The organism is Acidovorax sp. Root70 (assembly GCF_001428225.1).
In the GTDB taxonomy this organism is placed as follows: Bacteria; Pseudomonadota; Gammaproteobacteria; order Burkholderiales; family Burkholderiaceae_C; genus Acidovorax.
Map to the genome: position 1 here is coordinate 145,684 of NZ_LMHQ01000012.1, position 18,944 is coordinate 164,627.

Below are 18,944 nucleotides of genomic sequence, written 5' to 3' on the forward strand. Positions count from 1 at the left end.
GGCTGTTCGCACACCGGTGCAGCACCGTTTCGTTCGCGCCGTCGCGCGCCGCTGCCTTCTTCCATCCCTTCTTCATCCTCATCGCCATGGCTACCAACTCGCTGGACAAGAACAAAATCAAGTTTCTGCTGCTCGAAGGCATCCATTCTTCTGCGGTGGACGTGATCCTTGCGGCGGGCTATACCCAGATCGAGACGGTGTCCGGCGCACTGCCCGACGAAGAGCTCAAGCGCAAGATCGCTGATGTGCACTTTGTGGGCATCCGCTCGCGCACCCAGCTCACCGAGGAGGTGTTTTCGCACGCACACAAGCTGGTGGCCGTGGGCTGCTTTTGTATTGGCACCAACCAGGTGGACCTGAATGCGGCGCGTGAGCGGGGCATTGCGGTGTTCAATGCGCCGTACTCCAACACCCGCTCGGTGGCTGAGCTGGTTCTGGCCGAAGCCATCCTGCTGCTGCGCGGCGTGCCCGAGAAGAACGCGGTGGCGCACCGGGGAGGCTGGCTCAAGTCGGCCGACAACGCGTACGAGATCCGGGGCAAGACCCTGGGCATCGTCGGCTATGGCTCCATCGGCACCCAGCTGTCGGTGCTGGCTGAGGCCATGGGCATGCACGTGGCGTTCTTTGATGTGGTCAACAAGCTGCCCCTGGGCAACGCCCGCCAGGTGCAGCACCTGCACGACCTGCTGGGCCAGAGCGACATCGTGAGCCTGCACGTGCCCGAGTTGCCGTCCACCGAAGGCATGATCGGTGCCGCCGAAATCGCCGCCATGAAGCCGGGCGGCATCCTCATCAACGCTGCGCGGGGCACGGTGGTGGATATTGAAGCGCTGGGGGGCGCGCTCAAGGCCAAGAAGCTGCTGGGTGCAGCCATCGACGTGTTCCCGGTCGAGCCACGTACCAACAAGGATGAGTTCCAGTCGCCCCTGCGCGGCCTGGACAACGTGATCCTCACCCCCCACATCGGCGGCTCCACTATGGAGGCGCAGGCCAACATCGGCCTGGAAGTGGCTGAAAAGCTGGTGAAGTACAGCGACAACGGCACCAGCACCTCGTCGGTCAACTTCCCCGAGGTGGCGCTGCCGGCCCACCCCGGCAAGCACCGCTTGCTGCACATCCACCGCAACGTGCCAGGGGTGCTGTCCGAGATCAACCGCATCTTCTCGGACAACCAGATCAATATCTCCGCCCAGTACCTGCAAACGAACGAGAAGATCGGCTACGTGGTCATCGACATCGATGCCGCCTCGTCGGACCTGGCGCTGGACAAGCTGGCGCAGGTCAGTGGCACGCTGCGCAGCCGCGTGCTGTTCTGACACTGGCTGTTCTGACACTATTGCAAGGCCGCGCACGGCCTTGCACGTTCTTTTTGCGCCCGGCCACCCGCCCCGATCTGCGGCGAGCGCTTTCCGCCAGATGCGTGCAGGGGGCCCCTGGCCCGGCAAGGCACAGGCCGGTGGCTTAAAATCGCGCCCCCACCCCAGGTAGACCCCCATGAATGTACCGATCGCGTTGGCGGCCTTGCAGACGCAGGCCGCCGAGCCTGCCCGACTGCGAGAAATTCCCTATAACTACACCTCGTTCTCCGACCGGGAGATCGTGATCCGGCTGCTGGGCTCCGCCTCCTGGGAGGTCCTGGACCAGCTGCGCAAGGAGCGCCGCACCGGCCGCTCCGCCCGCATGCTGTATGAGGTGCTGGGCGATATCTGGGTGGTGCAACGCAACCCCTACCTGCAGGACGACCTGCTGGACAACCCGGGCCGCCGCAAGCTGCTGGTCGATGCACTGAACCACCGGCTGGCCGAGATCGAGAAACGCCGCACCCCCGCCGACGACGCCGACCGCGACCGCCTCGTGGGCGAGCTGGTCGTCGCCGCGCGCCGCGCGGTGGCCGAGTTCAACGCCACCTTCGAGCAGGCCGCGCAGCTGCGCCGCCAGATCCAGAAGACCCTGGGCCGTCTCACGGCCAAGGACAACATCAAGTTCGACGGCCTCTCGCGCGTGTCCCACGTGACCGATGCGACCGACTGGCGTGTCGAGTACCCGTTCGTGGTGCTCACCCCCGACACCGAGGTCGAGATGGCGGGGCTGGTCAAGGGCTGTATCGAGCTGGGCCTGACCATCATTCCCCGTGGGGGCGGCACCGGCTACACCGGCGGCGCGATCCCGCTGACATGGAAGAGCGCGGTCATCAACACCGAAAAGCTCGAAGCCATGACCGAGGTGGAGATGCGTCGCCTGCCGGGCCTGGACCGCGAGGTGGGCACGGTGTGGACCGAGGCCGGTGTGGTCACCCAGCGTGTGGCCGACGCGGCAGAGCGCGCAGGCTTTGTGTTTGCCGTGGACCCGACCAGTGCCGAGGCATCGTGCATTGGCGGCAACATCGCCATGAACGCGGGCGGCAAGAAGGCCGTGCTGTGGGGCACCGCGCTCGACAACCTGGCCAGCTGGCGCATGGTCACGCCCGACGCCCAGTGGCTGGAGGTGACCCGCCTGGACCACAACATGGGCAAGATCCATGACGTGGAGGTCGCCACCTTCGAGCTGCAGTATTTCGAGGCCGACGGCAAGACGCCCGTGCGCACCGAGCGCCTGAGCATTCCGGGCAAGACGTTCCGCAAGGAAGGCCTGGGCAAGGACGTGACGGACAAGTTCCTGGCGGGTCTACCCGGCATCCAGAAGGAAGGCTGCGACGGCCTCATCACCAGCGCGCGCTGGGTGGTGCACCGTATGCCCGAGCACACACGTACCGTGTGCCTGGAGTTCTTTGGCAACGCCAAGGACGCCGTGCCTTCGATTGTGGAAATCAAGGACTTCATGTTCGCCGAGCAAAAGCGCAGTGGCGTGCTGCTGGCCGGCCTGGAGCACCTGGACGACCGCTACCTAAAGGCTGTGGGCTACGCCACCAAAAGCAAGAAGGGCAATGGCGGTCTGCCCAAGATGGTGCTGATTGGCGACATTGCCGGCGACAACGCCGACGACGTGGCCCGCGTCACCAGCGAGGTCGTGCGCCTGGCCAACACCCGCAGCGGTGAAGGTTTTGTGGCCATCACGGCCGATGCGCGCAAGAAGTTCTGGGCCGACCGCAAGAAGACGGCGGCCATCAGCCGTCACACCAACGCCTTCAAGATCAACGAAGACGTGGTGATCCCGCTGCCGCGCATGGCCGAGTACACCGACGGCATCGAGCGCATCAACATTGAACTGAGCCTGCGCAACAAGCTCAAGCTGTGCGATGCGCTGACCGAGTTCTTCGAGCGTGGCAACCTGCCCCTGGGCAAGCACGACGCCGACGACGAAGTGCCCTCGCCCGAACTGCTGCAAGAGCGCGTGGCCCAAGCCATCGCCCTGGTGGACGAGGTGCGCGGCCTGTGGCAAGGGTGGCTGCACGATGTGGAGACACTGTTCCCGCAATTGCAGGACCACACGCTGCGTGCCAGCTGGAAGACCCAGCTGCGCGCGCCGCTGCAAGGGATCTTCACCGGTGCTGCGTTCAAGCCCATCCTGGACGAGGCTGTGGCCATTCACAAGCGTGTGCTCAAGGGCCGCGTGTGGGTGGCGCTGCACATGCACGCGGGCGACGGCAATGTGCACACCAACATACCCGTCAACAGCGACGACTACGAGATGCTGCAGACCGCCCACGAGGCCGTGGCGCGAATCATGGTGCTGGCGCGCAGCCTCAATGGCGTGATATCGGGCGAGCACGGCATTGGCATCACCAAGCTGGAGTTTCTGACCGAAGACGAACTGCGCCCGTTTGCCGAGTACAAGCGCAAGGTGGACCCGGAGGGCCGCTTCAATAAGGGCAAATTGCTCCGAAATCAGGAGCAATCTGGGCATGTTTCACCGGCGCTTGGTGCCGATTCGGCCTCAAAACCTGCGCTGCATGCCGACTTGACCAATGCCTACACGCCGAGCTTCGGCCTGATGGGACACGAGTCGCTGATCATGCAGCAGAGCGACATCGGCGCCATTGCCGATTCAGTCAAGGACTGCCTGCGCTGCGGCAAGTGCAAGCCCGTGTGCTCCACGCACGTGCCGCGCGCCAACCTGCTGTACAGCCCGCGCAACAAGATCCTGGCAACGTCGCTGCTGGTCGAGGCGTTTTTGTACGAAGAGCAGACCCGCCGGGGCGTGAGCATCAAGCACTGGCAGGAGTTCGAGGATGTGGCAGACCACTGCACGGTGTGCCACAAGTGCGAGAGCCCTTGCCCGGTGAAGATCGACTTCGGCGATGTCACCATGAACATGCGCAACCTGCTGCGCAAGATGGGCAAGAAGAGCTTCCGGCCCGGCAACGCGCTGGCCATGACCATGCTCAACGCCACCAACCCCGACACCATCAAGCTGCTGCGCACGGCCATGGTGGGCGTGGGCTTCAAGGCCCAGCGCATGGCGGTGGACCTGCTGCGCAAGGTGTCCCGCAAGCAGACGGCCAAGCCGCCTGCCACGGTGGGCACGGCGCCGATCAAGGAACAGGTGATCCACTTCGTCAACAAGAAGCTGCCGGGTGGCCTGCCCAAGAAAACCGCGCGCGCGTTGCTGGACATTGAGGACAAGGACTACGTGCCCATCATCCGCAACCCGCAGGCCACCACGGCCGAGACGGAGGCGGTGTTCTACTTCCCCGGGTGCGGGTCGGAGCGCTTGTTCTCGCAGGTCGGCTTGGCGACCCAGGCCATGCTGTGGCATGCAGGCGTGCAGACGGTGCTGCCGCCGGGCTACCTGTGCTGCGGCTACCCGCAGCGCGGCAGCGGCCAGTTCGACAAGGCCGAGAAGATGATCACGGACAACCGTGTGCTCTTCCACCGCGTCGCCAACACGCTCAACTACCTGGATATCAAGACCGTGGTGGTGAGCTGCGGCACCTGCTACGACCAGCTGCAGGGCTACGAATTCGACAAGATCTTCCCGGGCTGCCGCATCATCGACATCCACGAATACCTGCTCGAAAAAGGCATCACGCTGCCCGCAGGCCAGGGCGGCTACCTGTACCACGAGCCCTGCCACAACCCGATGAAGCAGGGCGACTCGATGAAGACCGTGCGCGCTCTTGTGGGCGACAAGGTGCTCAAGAGCGAACGGTGCTGCGGCGAATCGGGCACGCTGGGCGTGACGCGGCCCGACGTGTCGACCCAGGTGCGCTTCCGCAAGGAAGAGGAAATCCGCAAGGGCGAGGCCCAGCTGCGCGCCAGCGGCGCCGTGGGCGCGCAGGACAACATCAAGATCCTGACCAGCTGCCCCAGCTGCCTGCAGGGCATCACGCGCTACGGCGACGACCTGCAGACCGGCCTGCTCGAAGCCGACTACATCGTCATCGAGATGGCCAAGCAGATCCTGGGCGAGAACTGGCTGCCCGAATATGTGCAGCGTGCCAACCAGGGCGGCATCGAGCGGGTTCTCGTGTGACGGCGTGCCCTTTGTGCGCCGAAGACGGCGGCGCGCTCGTCTGGCGCGATGAGCATCTGCGCGTGATCCGGGCCAACGAAGCGGGCTTTCCGGCGTTCTACCGCGTGGTGTGGAATGCGCATGTGGCCGAGTGGTCGGACCTGGCCGCCGCTGACCGCGTGCATTGCATGGAAGCCGTGACCGTGGTGGAGCAGGCGCTGCGCCAGCACCTGTTGCCCACCAAGGTCAACATTGCGGCGCTGGGCAACATGGTTCCCCATCTGCACTGGCACGTGATTGCCCGGTTTGACTGGGACAGCCACTTCCCGTCGCCTGTGTGGGCGGCTGCGCAGCGGCCCAGCCCTGCGGCGCAAGAGGCGGCCGTGCAGGCGTTGCTGCCGGCGCTGGAGGCGCACCTGCAATCGCAACTGGCGCAGTGGGCCATCCGGTAACCCGCATGCGGAGTGCGCCCACGTGGGTGGGACAATTGCCGCCGTCGTTTCTGACAACAGTTTTCTCACAGGTGATTCCATGGCAGGTTTGAAAGCGGGTGCGCCTACGCCGCAAGCCCTCACGGTGCATGAGCAGTCGCGCGTGCTGGAGGTGGGCTTTTCGGATGGCGCCACGTTCCGCATTCCGTTTGAGCTGATGCGCGTGTACTCGCCTTCGGCCGAGGTGCAGGGCCACGGCCCGGGGCAAGAGGTGCTGCAGACGGGCAAGCGCAACGTGACGCTGGTCAATCTGGAGCCGGTGGGCAACTATGCCGTCAAGCCCACGTTCTCCGACGGGCACGACAGCGGCATCTTCACCTGGGACTACCTCTACGAGCTGGGCCAGAAGCAGGACGCACTGTGGGCCCAGTACACCGAGCGGCTGGCTGCGGCAGGAGCAGATCGCGATGCGCCCATGGCGCCCAAGGGCGGTGCCGGGGGCCATGCCTGCGGTGGCCACTGAGGCTCCGAGCCGGCTCGGTCACGCTGCTGGCGCGTAAAGTCGCCGAAGCCCCTGCATCCCAAGGTGCTATTGAAAACATAGCTGTAGGCGCAATATTTACTTGCACTAGCGGCTGGTTTTGTTTCAATGGCGTTCTCCAAATTGCGACAGATGCCCCAATTCAGTGCGGGGTTGTCGCTGTACCTCTGGCGTTCACGCGCCTAGCATGATTCTTATGAGCACCACGCATTTTGGTTTTCAGTCGGTGGACGAGCAGGACAAGGCACGCCGCGTGCGTGGCGTGTTCGATTCCGTGGCCTCCAAGTACGACGTGATGAACGACCTCATGTCGGCGGGTTTGCACCGCGCCTGGAAGGCTTACACCGTGATGGTGGCCAACCTGCGCGAAGGCAGCCAGGTGCTGGACATCGCGGGTGGCACGGGTGACCTGTCGCTGGCGTTCTCCAAGAAGGTGGGCGCGTCGGGTCGCGTGGTGCACACGGATATCAACGAAGCCATGCTGCGCGTGGGCCGCGACCGGCTCATTAACGAAGGCGTGGTGTTGCCCACCCTGGTCTGCGACGCCGAGAAGCTGCCGTTCCCCGACGCGCATTTCGACGTGGTGAGCGTGGCCTTTGGCCTGCGCAACATGACGCACAAGGACCAGGCCATTGCCGAGATGTGCCGCGTGCTCAAGCCCGGCGGCAAGCTGCTGGTGCTGGAATTTTCCAAGGTGGCGCAGCCGCTGACCAAGGTGTACGACTGGTATTCATTCAAGGTGCTGCCCCAGCTGGGCAAGCTGGTGGCGGGCGACGACGCGAGCTACCGGTATCTGGCGGAGTCGATCCGCATGCACCCGGGACAGGAAGAGCTCAAAAGCCTCATGCAAAAAAATGGTTTTGGGCATGTGGACTATCACAACATGACGGGGGGCATTGTGGCTCTTCATGTTGGAATCAAGTGCTGAGCGGTTTGCTCGGCGGATAACGGAGACGGAGAAGTCATGATGAAACTGTGGTCTGTGGTGTTGGTCGCGATGCTGGCGTTTGCGCACGCCGATGCCGACGCCGCGCGGCGACTGGGTGGCGGCAAATCGGTGGGCAAGCAGTCCAGCAACGTGACGCAGCGCGAGTCGGCCACGCCGCCTGCCACGCCCGGGGCACCGGCGCAGAGCGCGACCAATACGGCCGCCGCTGCCAAGCCTGCCACCGCCACACCGGCGACGGCACCGGCTGCACCGGCCAAGAAGCCCTGGGGCGCCATGTTGGGCGGCCTGGCGGCTGGCCTGGGCCTGGCCTGGCTGGCGCATTCGCTGGGCCTGGGTGCAGGCTTTGGCAACATCCTGATGATTGCGTTGCTGGCCTTTGCCGCGTTTGCCATCTTCAAGATGGTGATGCGGTCCCGCAATGGGGGGGGCAGCAACGGTGCGGGGACCGCTGCCGGTGGCGCTCCGTTCGCGTTCCAGGGCGCAGGGGCCGCAACGCCCGCCGCCGCCCAGGTGCCACGGCAGTACAGCCCCAACAATGTGGGCAACGACGCTTCTGCCCGCCCCTGGGAGCGCAGCAGCATGGCATTTGACGCATCGCGTGCCGGCCAGGCAGGCGTGGGTTCGGGCGTGGTGATCGGGTCGGGCCTGTCGGGCTCGCAGAACTGGGGCGTGCCTGCCGATTTCGACACCGAGGGTTTCCTGTCGGCGGCCAAGCGCAACTTCGTGACCTTGCAGGGCGCGTGGGACCGCTCGGACATCGCCACCCTGCGGTCCATGATGACGGACAACATGCTCGACGAGATCCGCACCCAGCTGACCGAGCGTGAAGACCACCGCGGCACCCAGCCCAACCACACCGACGTGGTCATGATCGAGGCGCAGCTGCTGGGCATCGAAGACCTGGGCGACGGCTACATGGCCAGCGTCGAGTTCTCGGGCATGATCCGCGAAGAACCCTCGGCCGGGCCCAGCCCCTTCCGCGAGGTCTGGAACATGACCAAGCCCAAGGCGGGCAACACCGGCTGGCTGGTGGCAGGCGTGCAGGCACTGCAGTAATCGCAGCCCACGGCGCTCCTGTGCGCCAGGGGCATTCCAGTTCAGGGAATAATCGGGGACTATGGCAACACCACAGTCCCCTTTTCCTTTTCTGGACGGCCTCTTCGAGCGGCTGGCCGCTGGTCCACAGCCCCCGCAATGGCTGGTGCATGAAGTGCAGCAGCGCCTGGTGCTGTTTCTCAACCATGTGCTGATGCAGGAAAAAGAGGCCCCCGACCGGCTGGTGCGCCAAAAGGGCCGCATCGCTCGGGTGCAGTGGCGGGTGTACTCCCTGTCGCTGGTTATCACCCCGGCAGGCCTGTTCAACCTGGCGCCCGAATCTGCCGTGCCGGATCTGCGGCTGGAAGTGACCGACAGCTCTCCCTTCACCCTGGCCCAGGCCGCGCTGCGGGGAGACAAGCCGTCCATCCGCATCGAGGGCGATGTGCAACTGGCCGCAGAGATCAACTGGCTGGTGGACCATGTGCGCTGGGACGTGGAAGAGGACCTGGCCCGCGTGATCGGTGATGCCCCCGCGCACACGCTGGCGCAGTTTGCCAGCCGCGCTGCACAGGCGCTGCGCCAGTTTGTGGGTTCGCGCATGGCCGCAGCCGGCCAGTCGCCCTCATCGGCGGTCGCTACGATGGCTGCGGTGGCGCCCGTGGCCCCTGGCACTCCGACGGCTGCGCCGCTGTCGCCCTCGGGTGGTTCCGACCGGGCTGACGCATGAAGCGCTTCTTGCGGGGGGCTGCCATCCTGTGGGTGGTGTTCCGGTTCGGCCTGGACGGCTTGCTGCTAGACAGCTTTCAAAAGCCCTGGCTGCGCATGATCTCGCGCATCCTGTCCATCGGGCGCAACCTGGATGCGCCGCGTGGGCAGCGCCTGCGCGAGGCGCTGGAGAGCCTGGGGCCCATCTTCGTCAAGTTTGGCCAGGTGCTGTCCACCCGGCGCGACTTGCTGCCGCCCGACATGGCCGACGAACTGGCCCGCCTGCAGGACCGGGTGCCGCCGTTCGACCCCGACATTGCGATTGCCACCATCGAGCGCGCTTTTCGCCGCCCCGTGGATGAGGTGTTCACCACCTTCGACCGTATACCGGTGGCCAGCGCGTCCATTGCCCAGGTCCATTTCGCCACGTTGCGTGATCGCCAGGGCATCGAGCGCGAGGTAGCGGTCAAGGTGCTGCGTCCGGGCATGCTGCCCGTGATCGAAAAGGACCTGAGCCTCATGCGCATGATGGCGGGCTGGGTCGAGAGCCTGTCGGCCGATGGCAAGCGCCTCAAGCCGCGCGAGGTGGTCGCCGAGTTCGACAACTACCTGCACGACGAGCTGGACCTGGTGCGCGAGGCGGCCAATGCCGCGCAGCTGCGGCGCAACATGACCGGGCTGGACCTGGTGCTGATTCCCGAGATCTTCTGGGACTTCTGCCACCCCGAGGTCATGGTGATGCAGCGCATGAAGGGCGTTCCCATCAGCCAGGTCGAGCGCCTGCGTGATGCCGGGGTGGACATCCCCAAGCTGGCGCGCGACGGCGTCACCATCTTCTTCACCCAGGTGTTTCGCGACGGCTTTTTCCACGCTGACATGCACCCGGGCAACATCCAGGTGAGTCTGGAGCCAGCCACGTTCGGCCGCTATATCTCGCTGGACTTCGGCATCGTCGGCACGTTGACCGAAGTGGACAAGGAATACCTGGCGCAGAACTTCGTGGCGTTTTTCCGCCGGGACTACAAGCGGGTGGCGGAGCTGCACATCGAAAGTGGCTGGGTGCCCCCCGGGACGCGGGTCAACGACCTCGAGTCGGCCATTCGTGCCGTGTGCGAGCCGTATTTCGACCGGCCGCTCAAGGAAATCTCGCTCGGCATGGTGCTGATGCGCCTGTTCCAGACCTCACGCCGCTTTCAGGTCGAAATCCAACCCCAGCTGGTGCTGCTGCAAAAAACCCTGCTCAACATCGAAGGCCTGGGCCGCCAGCTCGACCCCGAACTCGATCTCTGGAGCACGGCCAAGCCTTTCCTCGAAAAGTGGATGCTCGAGCAGATGGGCCCCCAGCGCCTGTGGCGCGAACTGCGGGCGGAGGCGCCGCACTATGCCAAGCTGCTGCCCGAGCTGCCACGGCTGGTCTACGACGCGCTGCGCCAGCGCCCGGCGGACCACCAGTCGGCGATCCGCGAGCTGCTGGAAGCCCAAAACCGCACCAACCGGCTGCTGCAAGGCATCATTTTTGCTGGGGTGGGGTTTGTGCTGGGCTTGCTGCTCATCCAACTGCTGATCAGAATCCGGCTTTTCTGACGATCTGCATGTGCGGGGCCCCCGGGCAGGGGGCCGGTGCTGTCGTCGGATTTCTTCACCATCGACCGACCGAGACAAAAAGAGAGAGGAGCGCGCTGTGCTGCTGACCCTGGTTATCGTTTACCTGCTGATCACGATCGGCATCGGCCTGTTGGCAGCCCGGCGCGTCAAGAACGCTGCGGACTTCGCCATCGCCGGGCGCCACCTGCCGCTGTACATGATCATCACCACCACGTTCGCCACGTGGTTCGGGTCAGAGACCGTGCTGGGCATTCCCGCCAAGTTCATCGAGGGTGGCCTGGGCAATGTGGTGGAAGACCCCTTCGGCGCGGGCTTCTGCCTGATCCTGGTCGGCCTTTTCTTTGCTGGCAAGCTGTACCGCATGACGCTGCTCACCATCAGCGACTACTACCGCGAGCGCTACGGCCGTGCGGTGGAAGTCGTCTGCTCGCTGATCATCATGCTGAGCTATCTGGGCTGGGTTTCGGCCCAGGTCACGGCGCTGGGGCTGGTGTTCAACCTGTTGTCTGGCGGCGCCATCAGCATTCCGGTGGGCATGACGATTGGCGTGGTCTCCATCCTGGCCTACACGCTGTTCGGCGGCATGTGGTCGGTGGCGGTCACCGACTTCATCCAGATGATCATCCTGGTGGTGGGCCTGGCCATCATTGCCGTGTTTGCGGGCAACATGGCCGGCGGGGCCGACAAGGTGATCGAGTTCGCGTCCAGCCGTGAGCTGTTCCGGTTCCTGCCTGAACCGAAGTTCCATGACGTGATGTTCTTCATCGCGGCGGGCGTGACCATGATGTTCGGCTCCATCCCCCAACAGGACGTCTTTCAGCGCGTGATGTCGGCCAACAACATTCAGGCGGCCACGCGAGGCCCTGTGATCGGCGGCATCTGCTACATCCTGTTCGCCTTTGTCCCCATGTTCCTGGTGGCCAGCGCACTCATCATCATGCCGACCGAAACGGCTGCGCTGCTCAAGGACGACCCGCAAAAGGTGCTGCCCACGCTGGTGCTGGAGAAGATGCCTTTCGTGATGCAGGTGCTGTTCTTCGGGGCCCTGCTGTCGGCGCTCAAATCCACGGCCTCGGCCACCCTGCTGGCGCCGAGCGTCACTTTCACCGAGAACATCTGGCGCCAGTTCCGCCCGCACAGCTCGGACAAGCAGCACCTGCGCACGATGCGCATCACCACGCTGGTGTTCAGCGCCTGTGTGCTGGCTTATGCCATCTACATGCAGGGCACGTCGATCTATGAGCTGGTGTCGGGCGCCTACCAGGTGCCGCTGGTGGGTGCGTTTGTTCCGCTGGTGTTCGGCCTGTACTGGAAGCGCGCCACCACGCAGGGCGCGATCTTTGCCATCGTGCTGGGCCTCGTGACCTGGCTGTTGTTCCTGGCCACACCGGCAGGGGCAACCTTCCCGGCGCAGTTGGCAGGTTTGCTCGCTGCGCTGGCGGGCATGCTGATCGGCTCTCTCGGGCCACAGGCCATCCGCAACAGCCACGCCACTCACCACAAGATGGTCGGTGTGGAATAGACCAGTGGTTATGGGCATGCCGCCTATAATTGAGGGTTTTGGTGCGACACGTAACGTGTTGCTCTGAGAGAGGTAGCTAGCCTCACTAAATAATTAGCAATTAAATCAAGCACTTACGGTGCTTTTATTTAGAGATTGAGAGCCGGTAAAACGGTCCTCTACAGACCGCAACCTAGTTGCGGTTTTGATAATTGCAGCGGGTAAAACCGACTGCAATGCAGGGTTAAACCTGCTTTCATCGCGGCAGTGATGCCGTCTGTGGCGCTCGCGCAACTTGCCGACGAGTCCGCCACAAGCGGAACTCGCCAATGGGATGACCAAATCCGTCCACGGATTGGTCACCTTGTAAATTGCGCTGCGCATCTCTGACTCTCAGAGTGCTCTGCTCTGTTTTGCCTTGTCACACCTTCGTCCGAAGTGCTGTGACCTCTTGTACGACCATGAGTAGCCTAGAGTGGCATGCGGGGACGGTAACGTCTCCGTGTGAAGCCCGCTCGACAATGCGTCCCCGTAACACGGCTGGGGTCCCCTGCGAGGGGGGCGTCAGGACCATCGCCAGCAGAGGTGATATAGGACGCTAGGCTAGTTCCGCATGGGCAACATAAGTGAATCATCGTTTGAACCAGGGTAACAATTGAGCGGCCAAATCTGCTGATAGGCCGTAACCAAACGGTCCGCTGCTGGCATCACCTGTCAAAACTAGGTGTTCGTCGTCACACATGCAGCCCCTGGAGAGATGAGCCCTAAACGGATAGACGTAAACAACGCAAGTTGTCATTCGTCGGCAAGGCAGGGAACGTGGTAAGCCCCACTGTCCGCCCAAGCGCTCTGCGCAAGGGCAGGGAAGTCGCGAGACGACCTGTTGGATGAGGGGGTATGGGATAGCGGAGAAAGCGAATGGTTACCTGTAATGGGTGGCATAGGGGCCCGTGCCCTGACGCGAAAGCGTGCTGACTTCCGCGTGGTGCAATCGTCGTTACACGACTGACTAAGTTCAAACTGACCCCGAAGGGATGCAATTCCCCTTCGGGGGAGGTGTGCGTCTCCAGGGGTTCAACCTGGAGGAAAGCATGAGAAAACACGTCGCTTCGCGCGACGAGTCTGCGTCCTCACGCGAACCGCAAGACTGGCACTCCATCGATTGGGGTCTAGTGGCGCGGAACGTGCGGACGACGCAGACCCGTCTAGCGAAGGCTACGCAAGAAAAAGACTGGCGCCGCGTGAAAGCGCTGCAAAGGTCTCTAACTCACTCGTTCTCGGCCAGAGCGCTGGCCGTGAGACGAGTGACCGAAAACCAAGGCAAACGAACGAGTGGCGTCGATCGCGAACTTTGGGATTCGCCTGCCTCCAAATGGGCGGCGATCGGTCGGTTGAAGAATCTTCGAGGGTACAAACCGCAGCCCTTGCGGCGGGTCTACATTCCCAAAGCAAACGGGAAGGAAAGGCCGCTTGGCATTCCGACCATGTTTGACAGGGCCATGCAGGCGTTGTTCCTACTGGCATTGGAACCAGTGTCAGAGAGCACCAGCGACCCGAACAGCTACGGCTTTCGGACTGGGCGCTCAACGCACGATGCCATGAGCCAGTTGTTCGTTTCCTTGTCCCAGAAGGCCTCGGCCGAATGGGTACTGGAAGCCGACATTCAGGGGTTCTTCGACCATATCAACCATGACTGGATGCTCGACCGTGTTCTCATGAACAGGGAAGTGCTACGGAAATGGTTGAAAGCCGGAGTGGTCCATCAGGGTCGCATCTCGCCGACAGATGAGGGAACACCGCAAGGTGGTGTCATTTCGCCAACCCTGGCGAATTGCGTTCTGAATGGGTTGGAAACGGGACTCGCCGCGCACTTAAACGCGCGGCTGGGTGTTGTGAAAGCCCGTAGAGCCAAAGTAAATGTGGTCCGCTACGCGGACGACTTCGTCATCACTGGGAGCTCACGAGAGCTGTTAGAGATTGAAGTCCGACCATGGGTAGAAGCATTCCTTGCAAAACGAGGACTGCGGCTATCGCTGGAAAAGACCTGCGTCACGCACATTGACCGAGGCTTCGATTTCCTTGGATGGAATTTCCGCAAATACCGTGGAAAGCTGCTAATCAAGCCGAGCAAGAAAAACGTGAAAGCGTTCTATCGCAAGGTATCGGAAATCGTAAGGACGCATCTATCGACAAAACAGGAGGATCTCATCGCGCAACTTAACCCAATCCTTCGGGGATGGGCTAGGTATCACCAACCGGTGGTCGCGAAAGAGACGTTCAGTCGGATGGACTACCTCATCTACTGGCGGCTTGTCCGCTGGGCGAGGAGGCGACATCCGAAGAAATCCCCAAGCTGGTGCACCCAACGTTACTGGAAGGTCATTGGTGAAAGGACAGAGTTCGCAGCCAAAGTAGGTACAGAAGACGAACCGATCATGAAACGGTTGGCGCGATTAAGCGACACAGTGATTGAAAGGCATGAAAAGATCAAAGGAGACTACAACCCCTTTGATCCTGTCTGGGAGGAGTATGGAGAGATGTTGCGGACGAAACGCACGGCAAAGAGCCTGCGCCATCGTTACGAAGCGTCAATGCTGTATATCTCCCAGGACGGGCGCTGTGCACTCTGCACAGAACCGCTCGATCATGAAGGCGGTTGGCACGATCATCACATTGTTTACAAGGTGAATGGCGGGTCGGACGCTATGTCTAACCGGGTGCTCCTGCACCCGGTGTGCCATCAGAGGTTGCATGCCCTTGGGTTGCCGGTCGCGAAGCCGGCCTCAACAAGGCTTAGGGTTCAGGATAAGAAAGGCGCGTAGAGTAAAATCGCGTGTTTTGCTTATTGCTGGACTAAGTTGTGCTTGAGCCGTGTGCGGTGAAAGTCGCACGCACGGTTCTTAGGGGGGGATGGTCCAGTAATGGGCTGTCCCTACCCTCCCACTTTCCCTCAACACACTGACATGCCTATTTACGCCTACAAATGCGGCTCCTGTGGCCATGCCAAGGATGTGCTGCAAAAAATCTCCGACGCACCGCTGACGGTGTGCCCCGCTTGCGGCGCCGAGGCCTTCTCCAAGCAGGTCACGGCCGCAGGTTTCCAGCTCAAGGGCTCGGGCTGGTATGTGACCGATTTCCGCGGAGGCAACGGGGGTAACTCGGCCCCGGCCACCGAGGCCAAGTCGGAGTCCAAGACCGAGTCGGCAGCACCGGCCAGTGGCGGTGATGCTCCTAAAAAAGAAGCGGCCAGCACAAGCAGCACTAGCGCCACCGGCGCCAGCGGCACTTCTTCGTCTTCGAGCTGAGGATCTGCATGGCTGCCTTGCGCAAATGGCTGTTGACAGGCCTCCTGGTCATCGTGCCCGGTGTCATCACCGCCTGGGTGCTCAACTGGATTGTGAGCACGCTCGACCAGACCCTGCAGATCCTGCCTGGCGCGTGGCAACCCGACAAGCTGCTCGGGGTGCATGTCCCGGGCTTTGGCGTGGTGCTGACACTGGCCATCTTGCTGGTGGTGGGCGCCATTGCCAGCAACTTCGCGGGCCGCAAGCTCGTGCAGTGGGGTGATGCACTGGTGCACCGCATCCCGGTGGTGCGCTCGATCTACTCCAGCGTCAAGCAGGTGTCGGACACGCTGTTTTCCGAAAGCGGCAATGCCTTTCGCAAGGCCGTGCTCGTGCAGTGGCCCCGCGAAGGGGTATGGACCGTGGCGTTCGTCACGGGTGCCCCCAATGGTGAAGTGGCTGCGTACCTGCGCGACGAGTTCGTCAGCGTGTACGTGCCCACCACCCCCAACCCTACCGGTGGGTATTTTGTGATGGTGCGCAAGAGCGACTGTGTCGAGCTCGACATGAGCGTGGACAGTGCCCTCAAGTACATCGTCTCGATGGGCGTTGTGGCTCCTGCGGACCCCACGCTGCCCCCACCCAAGTAAGCAATCTCTTTCAACGTCAACGCGCCCCCCGGCGCCGGAAGTTTTGTCATGGCCATGCGTTCCCACTATTGCGGTCTTGTGACCGAAGCCCTGATGGGCCAAACCGTTACCCTGTCGGGCTGGGTGAACCGCCGCCGTGACCATGGTGGCGTGATCTTCATCGACCTGCGTGACCGCGAAGGCTACGTGCAGGTGGTGTGCGACCCCGACCGCGCCGAGATGTTCAAGGTCGCCGAAGACGTGCGCAACGAGTTCTGCGTGCAGGTCAAGGGTGTGGTGCGTGCCCGCCCCGTTGGCACCACCAACGACAAGCTCAAGACCGGCCAGATCGAAGTGCTGTGCCACGAGCTGAACGTGCTCAACCCCTCGGTCACGCCCCCGTTCCAGATCGACGAGGAAAACCTGTCCGAAACCACGCGCCTCACGCACCGCGTGCTGGACCTGCGCCGCCCCTACATGCAGAACAACCTGATGCTGCGCTACAAGGTGGCCATGGAAGTGCGCAAGTTCCTCGATGCCAACGGCTTCATCGACATCGAAACCCCCATGCTCACCAAGAGCACGCCCGAAGGCGCGCGCGACTACCTCGTGCCCAGCCGTGTGCACGATGGCCATTTCTTCGCGCTGCCCCAGTCGCCCCAGCTGTTCAAGCAGCTGCTGATGGTGGCGGGCTTCGACCGTTACTACCAGATCACCAAGTGCTTCCGCGACGAAGACCTGCGCGCCGACCGCCAGCCTGAGTTCACCCAGATCGATATCGAAACATCGTTCATGGAAGAGCAGGACATCCGCGACATGTTCCAGGGCATGATCAAAACGGTGTTCCAGAACACGCTGGGCGTGGACCTGGGCGAGTTCCCCGTCATGACCTACCAGGACGCTGCGCGCCTGTATGGCTCCGACAAGCCCGACCTGCGCGTGAAGCTCGAATTCACCGAGCTGACCGACGTGATGAAGGACGTGGACTTCAAGGTGTTCTCCGGCGCCGCCAACATGAAGAACGGCCGCGTGGTGGCCTTGCGCGTGCCTGGTGGCTCGGTCGAAGGCGGTGGCATCAGCCGCGGCGAGATTGACGCCTACACCGAATTCGTCAAGATCTACGGCGCCAAGGGCCTGGCCTATATCCGCGTCAACGAACTGGCCAAGGGCCGTGACGGCCTGCAGTCGCCCATCGTGAAGAACATCCACGACGCCGCCCTGCAAGCCGTGCTGGAGCGCACTGGCGCACAAGACGGCGACCTGATCTTCTTTGGCGCCGACAAGGAAAAGATCGTCAACGACGCGATCGGCGCGCTGCGCATCAAGATCGGCCACAGCGAGTTTGGCAAGAAGAACGGCCTGTTCGAGAACCGCTGGGCCCCGCTGTGGGTGGTGGACTTCCCGATGTTCGAGTACGACGAGGAAAACCAGCGCTGGAACTCGGTGCACCACCCCTTCACCAGCCCCAAGGACGGCCACGAAGACTGGATGGTCACCGCGCCCGAGAAGTGCATCTCCAAGGGCTACGACATGGTGCTCAACGGCTGGGAAATGGGTGGCGGCTCCGTCCGTATCCACCGCGCCGACGTGCAGCAGAAGGTGTTCGACGCCCTCAACATCACGCCCGAAGAAGCCCAGCTGAAGTTCGGCTTCCTGCTGGACGCGCTGCAGTACGGCGCGCCCCCGCACGGCGGCCTGGCCTTTGGCCTGGACCGCATCGTGACGCTGATGACCGGTGCCGAATCGATCCGCGACGTGATCGCCTTCCCCAAGACCCAGCGCGCCCAGTGTCTGTTGACGCAAGCGCCATCCGTGGTCGATGAAAAGCAACTGCGCGAGCTGCACATCCGCCTGCGCAACCCCGACGCGGTCAAGACTGCGGCGTGATTCCGGGCGCATCACCCACGTCCCTCGCGCATGCAGCCATGCATCGCACACCAAGCGGCTCGGGCCTTGTGCCCGGGCCGCTTTTTTCATGCTCCACCCGCCAGGCATTGATGGCCGGGCGCGGGCCCAAAGAGGCTTTCCCCATGCGTTTGTTGACAACTTCCCCCGTGTTGCTGCTGGTGACGGCCGCCTGCCTGGCACTGGCCGGCTGTGGCGAGAAGAAGACTGAACTGGGCCAGGGGGGCTCTGTGGTCACGGGTTCGGCCGGGCCGCAGGGCGCGCAGAACGCGGCCCGCGAGCTGGTGCGTTGTGATGCGCCGGTAGCCACCCTGGCGCTGGCCGAGAACCCCAATGGCTACATCATGGGCTCGGGCTACCAGCTGCCGGCGTCGCCGGTGCCGTTGGTCAAGCTGCTGGCACAGCAAAGTGGGTGCTTCCGGGTGGTAGACCGGGCGGCTGGCCTGAAGGGGACCATTCAGGAGCAGGAGCTGAAGGACGCGGGCGTCCTGCGCAAGAACAACTCCACCGTGGCCAAGGGCAAGGGTTATGAGGCGCAATACACGCTCACGCCCAGCCTCACGTTCAGCGAGCAGGATGCGGGCCGGGGCCTGGCCGGGGTGATCGCCATGATCCCGGTGCTGCGCGACATTGCAGGCCTGGCCGGGCTGGTGGAGCAGGTCAAGTTCAAGGAAGCGCAGACGGCCTTGCTGCTGTCCGACAACGAAACCACCGAACAGGTGGCAGCGGCCACGGGCTCTGCGCGCACCACCGACCTGGGCCTGGGTGGCCTGGTGTTTGGCAAGCTGGGCGGCGCTGCGGGTGCGGGCTGGAGCAATACCAATGAGGGCAAAGTCATTGCCGCGGCGTTTCTGGATGCACACAACCAGCTGGTTGTGCAGGCACGCGCGCTGCAGGCCAAGGAGCTGCCCCCGCCCGTGCCCACTACCCCGGCAGTCCAGCGCCCCAAGGGCGGTTGAAGGCCA

At 63.2% G+C, this 18,944-nt stretch carries 14 protein-coding genes; all 14 read left to right on the top strand.

Annotated elements, in window-relative coordinates:
* Nucleotides 1–86 precede the first annotated feature (86 nt).
* Nucleotides 87–1,316 (top strand): phosphoglycerate dehydrogenase, encoded by a 1,230-nt coding sequence (gene serA, locus ASD94_RS08285; protein ID WP_056641770.1) that lies wholly within the window; start codon nucleotides 87–89, stop codon nucleotides 1,314–1,316.
* 178 nt (nucleotides 1,317–1,494) lie between these two features.
* Nucleotides 1,495–5,412: an FAD/FMN-binding oxidoreductase gene (locus ASD94_RS08290; protein ID WP_056641174.1), complete on the top strand. Its 3,918-nt coding sequence runs from the start codon at nucleotides 1,495–1,497 to the stop codon at nucleotides 5,410–5,412.
* An 11-nt stretch (nucleotides 5,413–5,423) separates the two neighbouring features.
* On the top strand, nucleotides 5,424–5,843 hold the full coding sequence (locus ASD94_RS08295; protein ID WP_235510603.1) for an HIT family protein: 420 nt from the start codon (nucleotides 5,424–5,426) through the stop codon (nucleotides 5,841–5,843).
* A gap of 79 nt (nucleotides 5,844–5,922) precedes the next feature.
* Complete coding sequence (locus tag ASD94_RS08300) at nucleotides 5,923–6,345, top strand: gamma-butyrobetaine hydroxylase-like domain-containing protein (protein ID WP_056641180.1); 423 nt, start codon at nucleotides 5,923–5,925, stop codon at nucleotides 6,343–6,345.
* A gap of 214 nt (nucleotides 6,346–6,559) precedes the next feature.
* The gene (gene ubiE / locus ASD94_RS08305; protein WP_056641183.1) at nucleotides 6,560–7,291 is read left to right on the top strand and encodes a bifunctional demethylmenaquinone methyltransferase/2-methoxy-6-polyprenyl-1,4-benzoquinol methylase UbiE; all 732 of its coding nucleotides are present in this window, start codon (nucleotides 6,560–6,562) and stop codon (nucleotides 7,289–7,291) included.
* Between the two features lie 36 nt (nucleotides 7,292–7,327).
* Nucleotides 7,328–8,368, top strand: a complete 1,041-nt coding sequence (locus tag ASD94_RS08310) for a Tim44 domain-containing protein (protein ID WP_056641186.1) — start codon at nucleotides 7,328–7,330, stop codon at nucleotides 8,366–8,368.
* Nucleotides 8,369–8,429: 61 nt separating this feature from the next.
* On the top strand, nucleotides 8,430–9,077 hold the full coding sequence (locus ASD94_RS08315; protein ID WP_056641189.1) for an SCP2 domain-containing protein: 648 nt from the start codon (nucleotides 8,430–8,432) through the stop codon (nucleotides 9,075–9,077).
* Nucleotides 9,074–10,639: a ubiquinone biosynthesis regulatory protein kinase UbiB gene (gene ubiB / locus ASD94_RS08320; protein ID WP_056641192.1), complete on the top strand. Its 1,566-nt coding sequence runs from the start codon at nucleotides 9,074–9,076 to the stop codon at nucleotides 10,637–10,639. Before ASD94_RS08315 ends, ubiB begins: the two co-directional genes overlap by 4 nt.
* A 97-nt stretch (nucleotides 10,640–10,736) precedes the next feature.
* On the top strand, nucleotides 10,737–12,182 hold the full coding sequence (locus ASD94_RS08325) for a sodium:solute symporter family protein (protein ID WP_056641195.1): 1,446 nt from the start codon (nucleotides 10,737–10,739) through the stop codon (nucleotides 12,180–12,182).
* A 1,070-nt stretch (nucleotides 12,183–13,252) separates the two neighbouring features.
* Complete coding sequence (ltrA, locus tag ASD94_RS08330; RefSeq protein WP_056641772.1) at nucleotides 13,253–14,983, top strand: group II intron reverse transcriptase/maturase; 1,731 nt, start codon at nucleotides 13,253–13,255, stop codon at nucleotides 14,981–14,983.
* A gap of 141 nt (nucleotides 14,984–15,124) precedes the next feature.
* Nucleotides 15,125–15,466, top strand: a complete 342-nt coding sequence (locus ASD94_RS08335) for an FmdB family zinc ribbon protein (RefSeq protein ID WP_056641197.1) — start codon at nucleotides 15,125–15,127, stop codon at nucleotides 15,464–15,466.
* A gap of 8 nt (nucleotides 15,467–15,474) precedes the next feature.
* The gene (locus ASD94_RS08340) at nucleotides 15,475–16,095 is read left to right on the top strand and encodes a DUF502 domain-containing protein (protein WP_056641200.1); all 621 of its coding nucleotides are present in this window, start codon (nucleotides 15,475–15,477) and stop codon (nucleotides 16,093–16,095) included.
* Nucleotides 16,096–16,143: 48 nt separating this feature from the next.
* On the top strand, nucleotides 16,144–17,961 hold the full coding sequence (aspS, locus tag ASD94_RS08345; protein ID WP_056641203.1) for an aspartate--tRNA ligase: 1,818 nt from the start codon (nucleotides 16,144–16,146) through the stop codon (nucleotides 17,959–17,961).
* A gap of 143 nt (nucleotides 17,962–18,104) precedes the next feature.
* Entirely contained in the window at nucleotides 18,105–18,938 is an 834-nt protein-coding gene (locus tag ASD94_RS08350) for a CsgG/HfaB family protein (protein ID WP_056641774.1), read from the top strand.
* The last annotated feature ends 6 nt before the right edge of the window (nucleotides 18,939–18,944 follow it).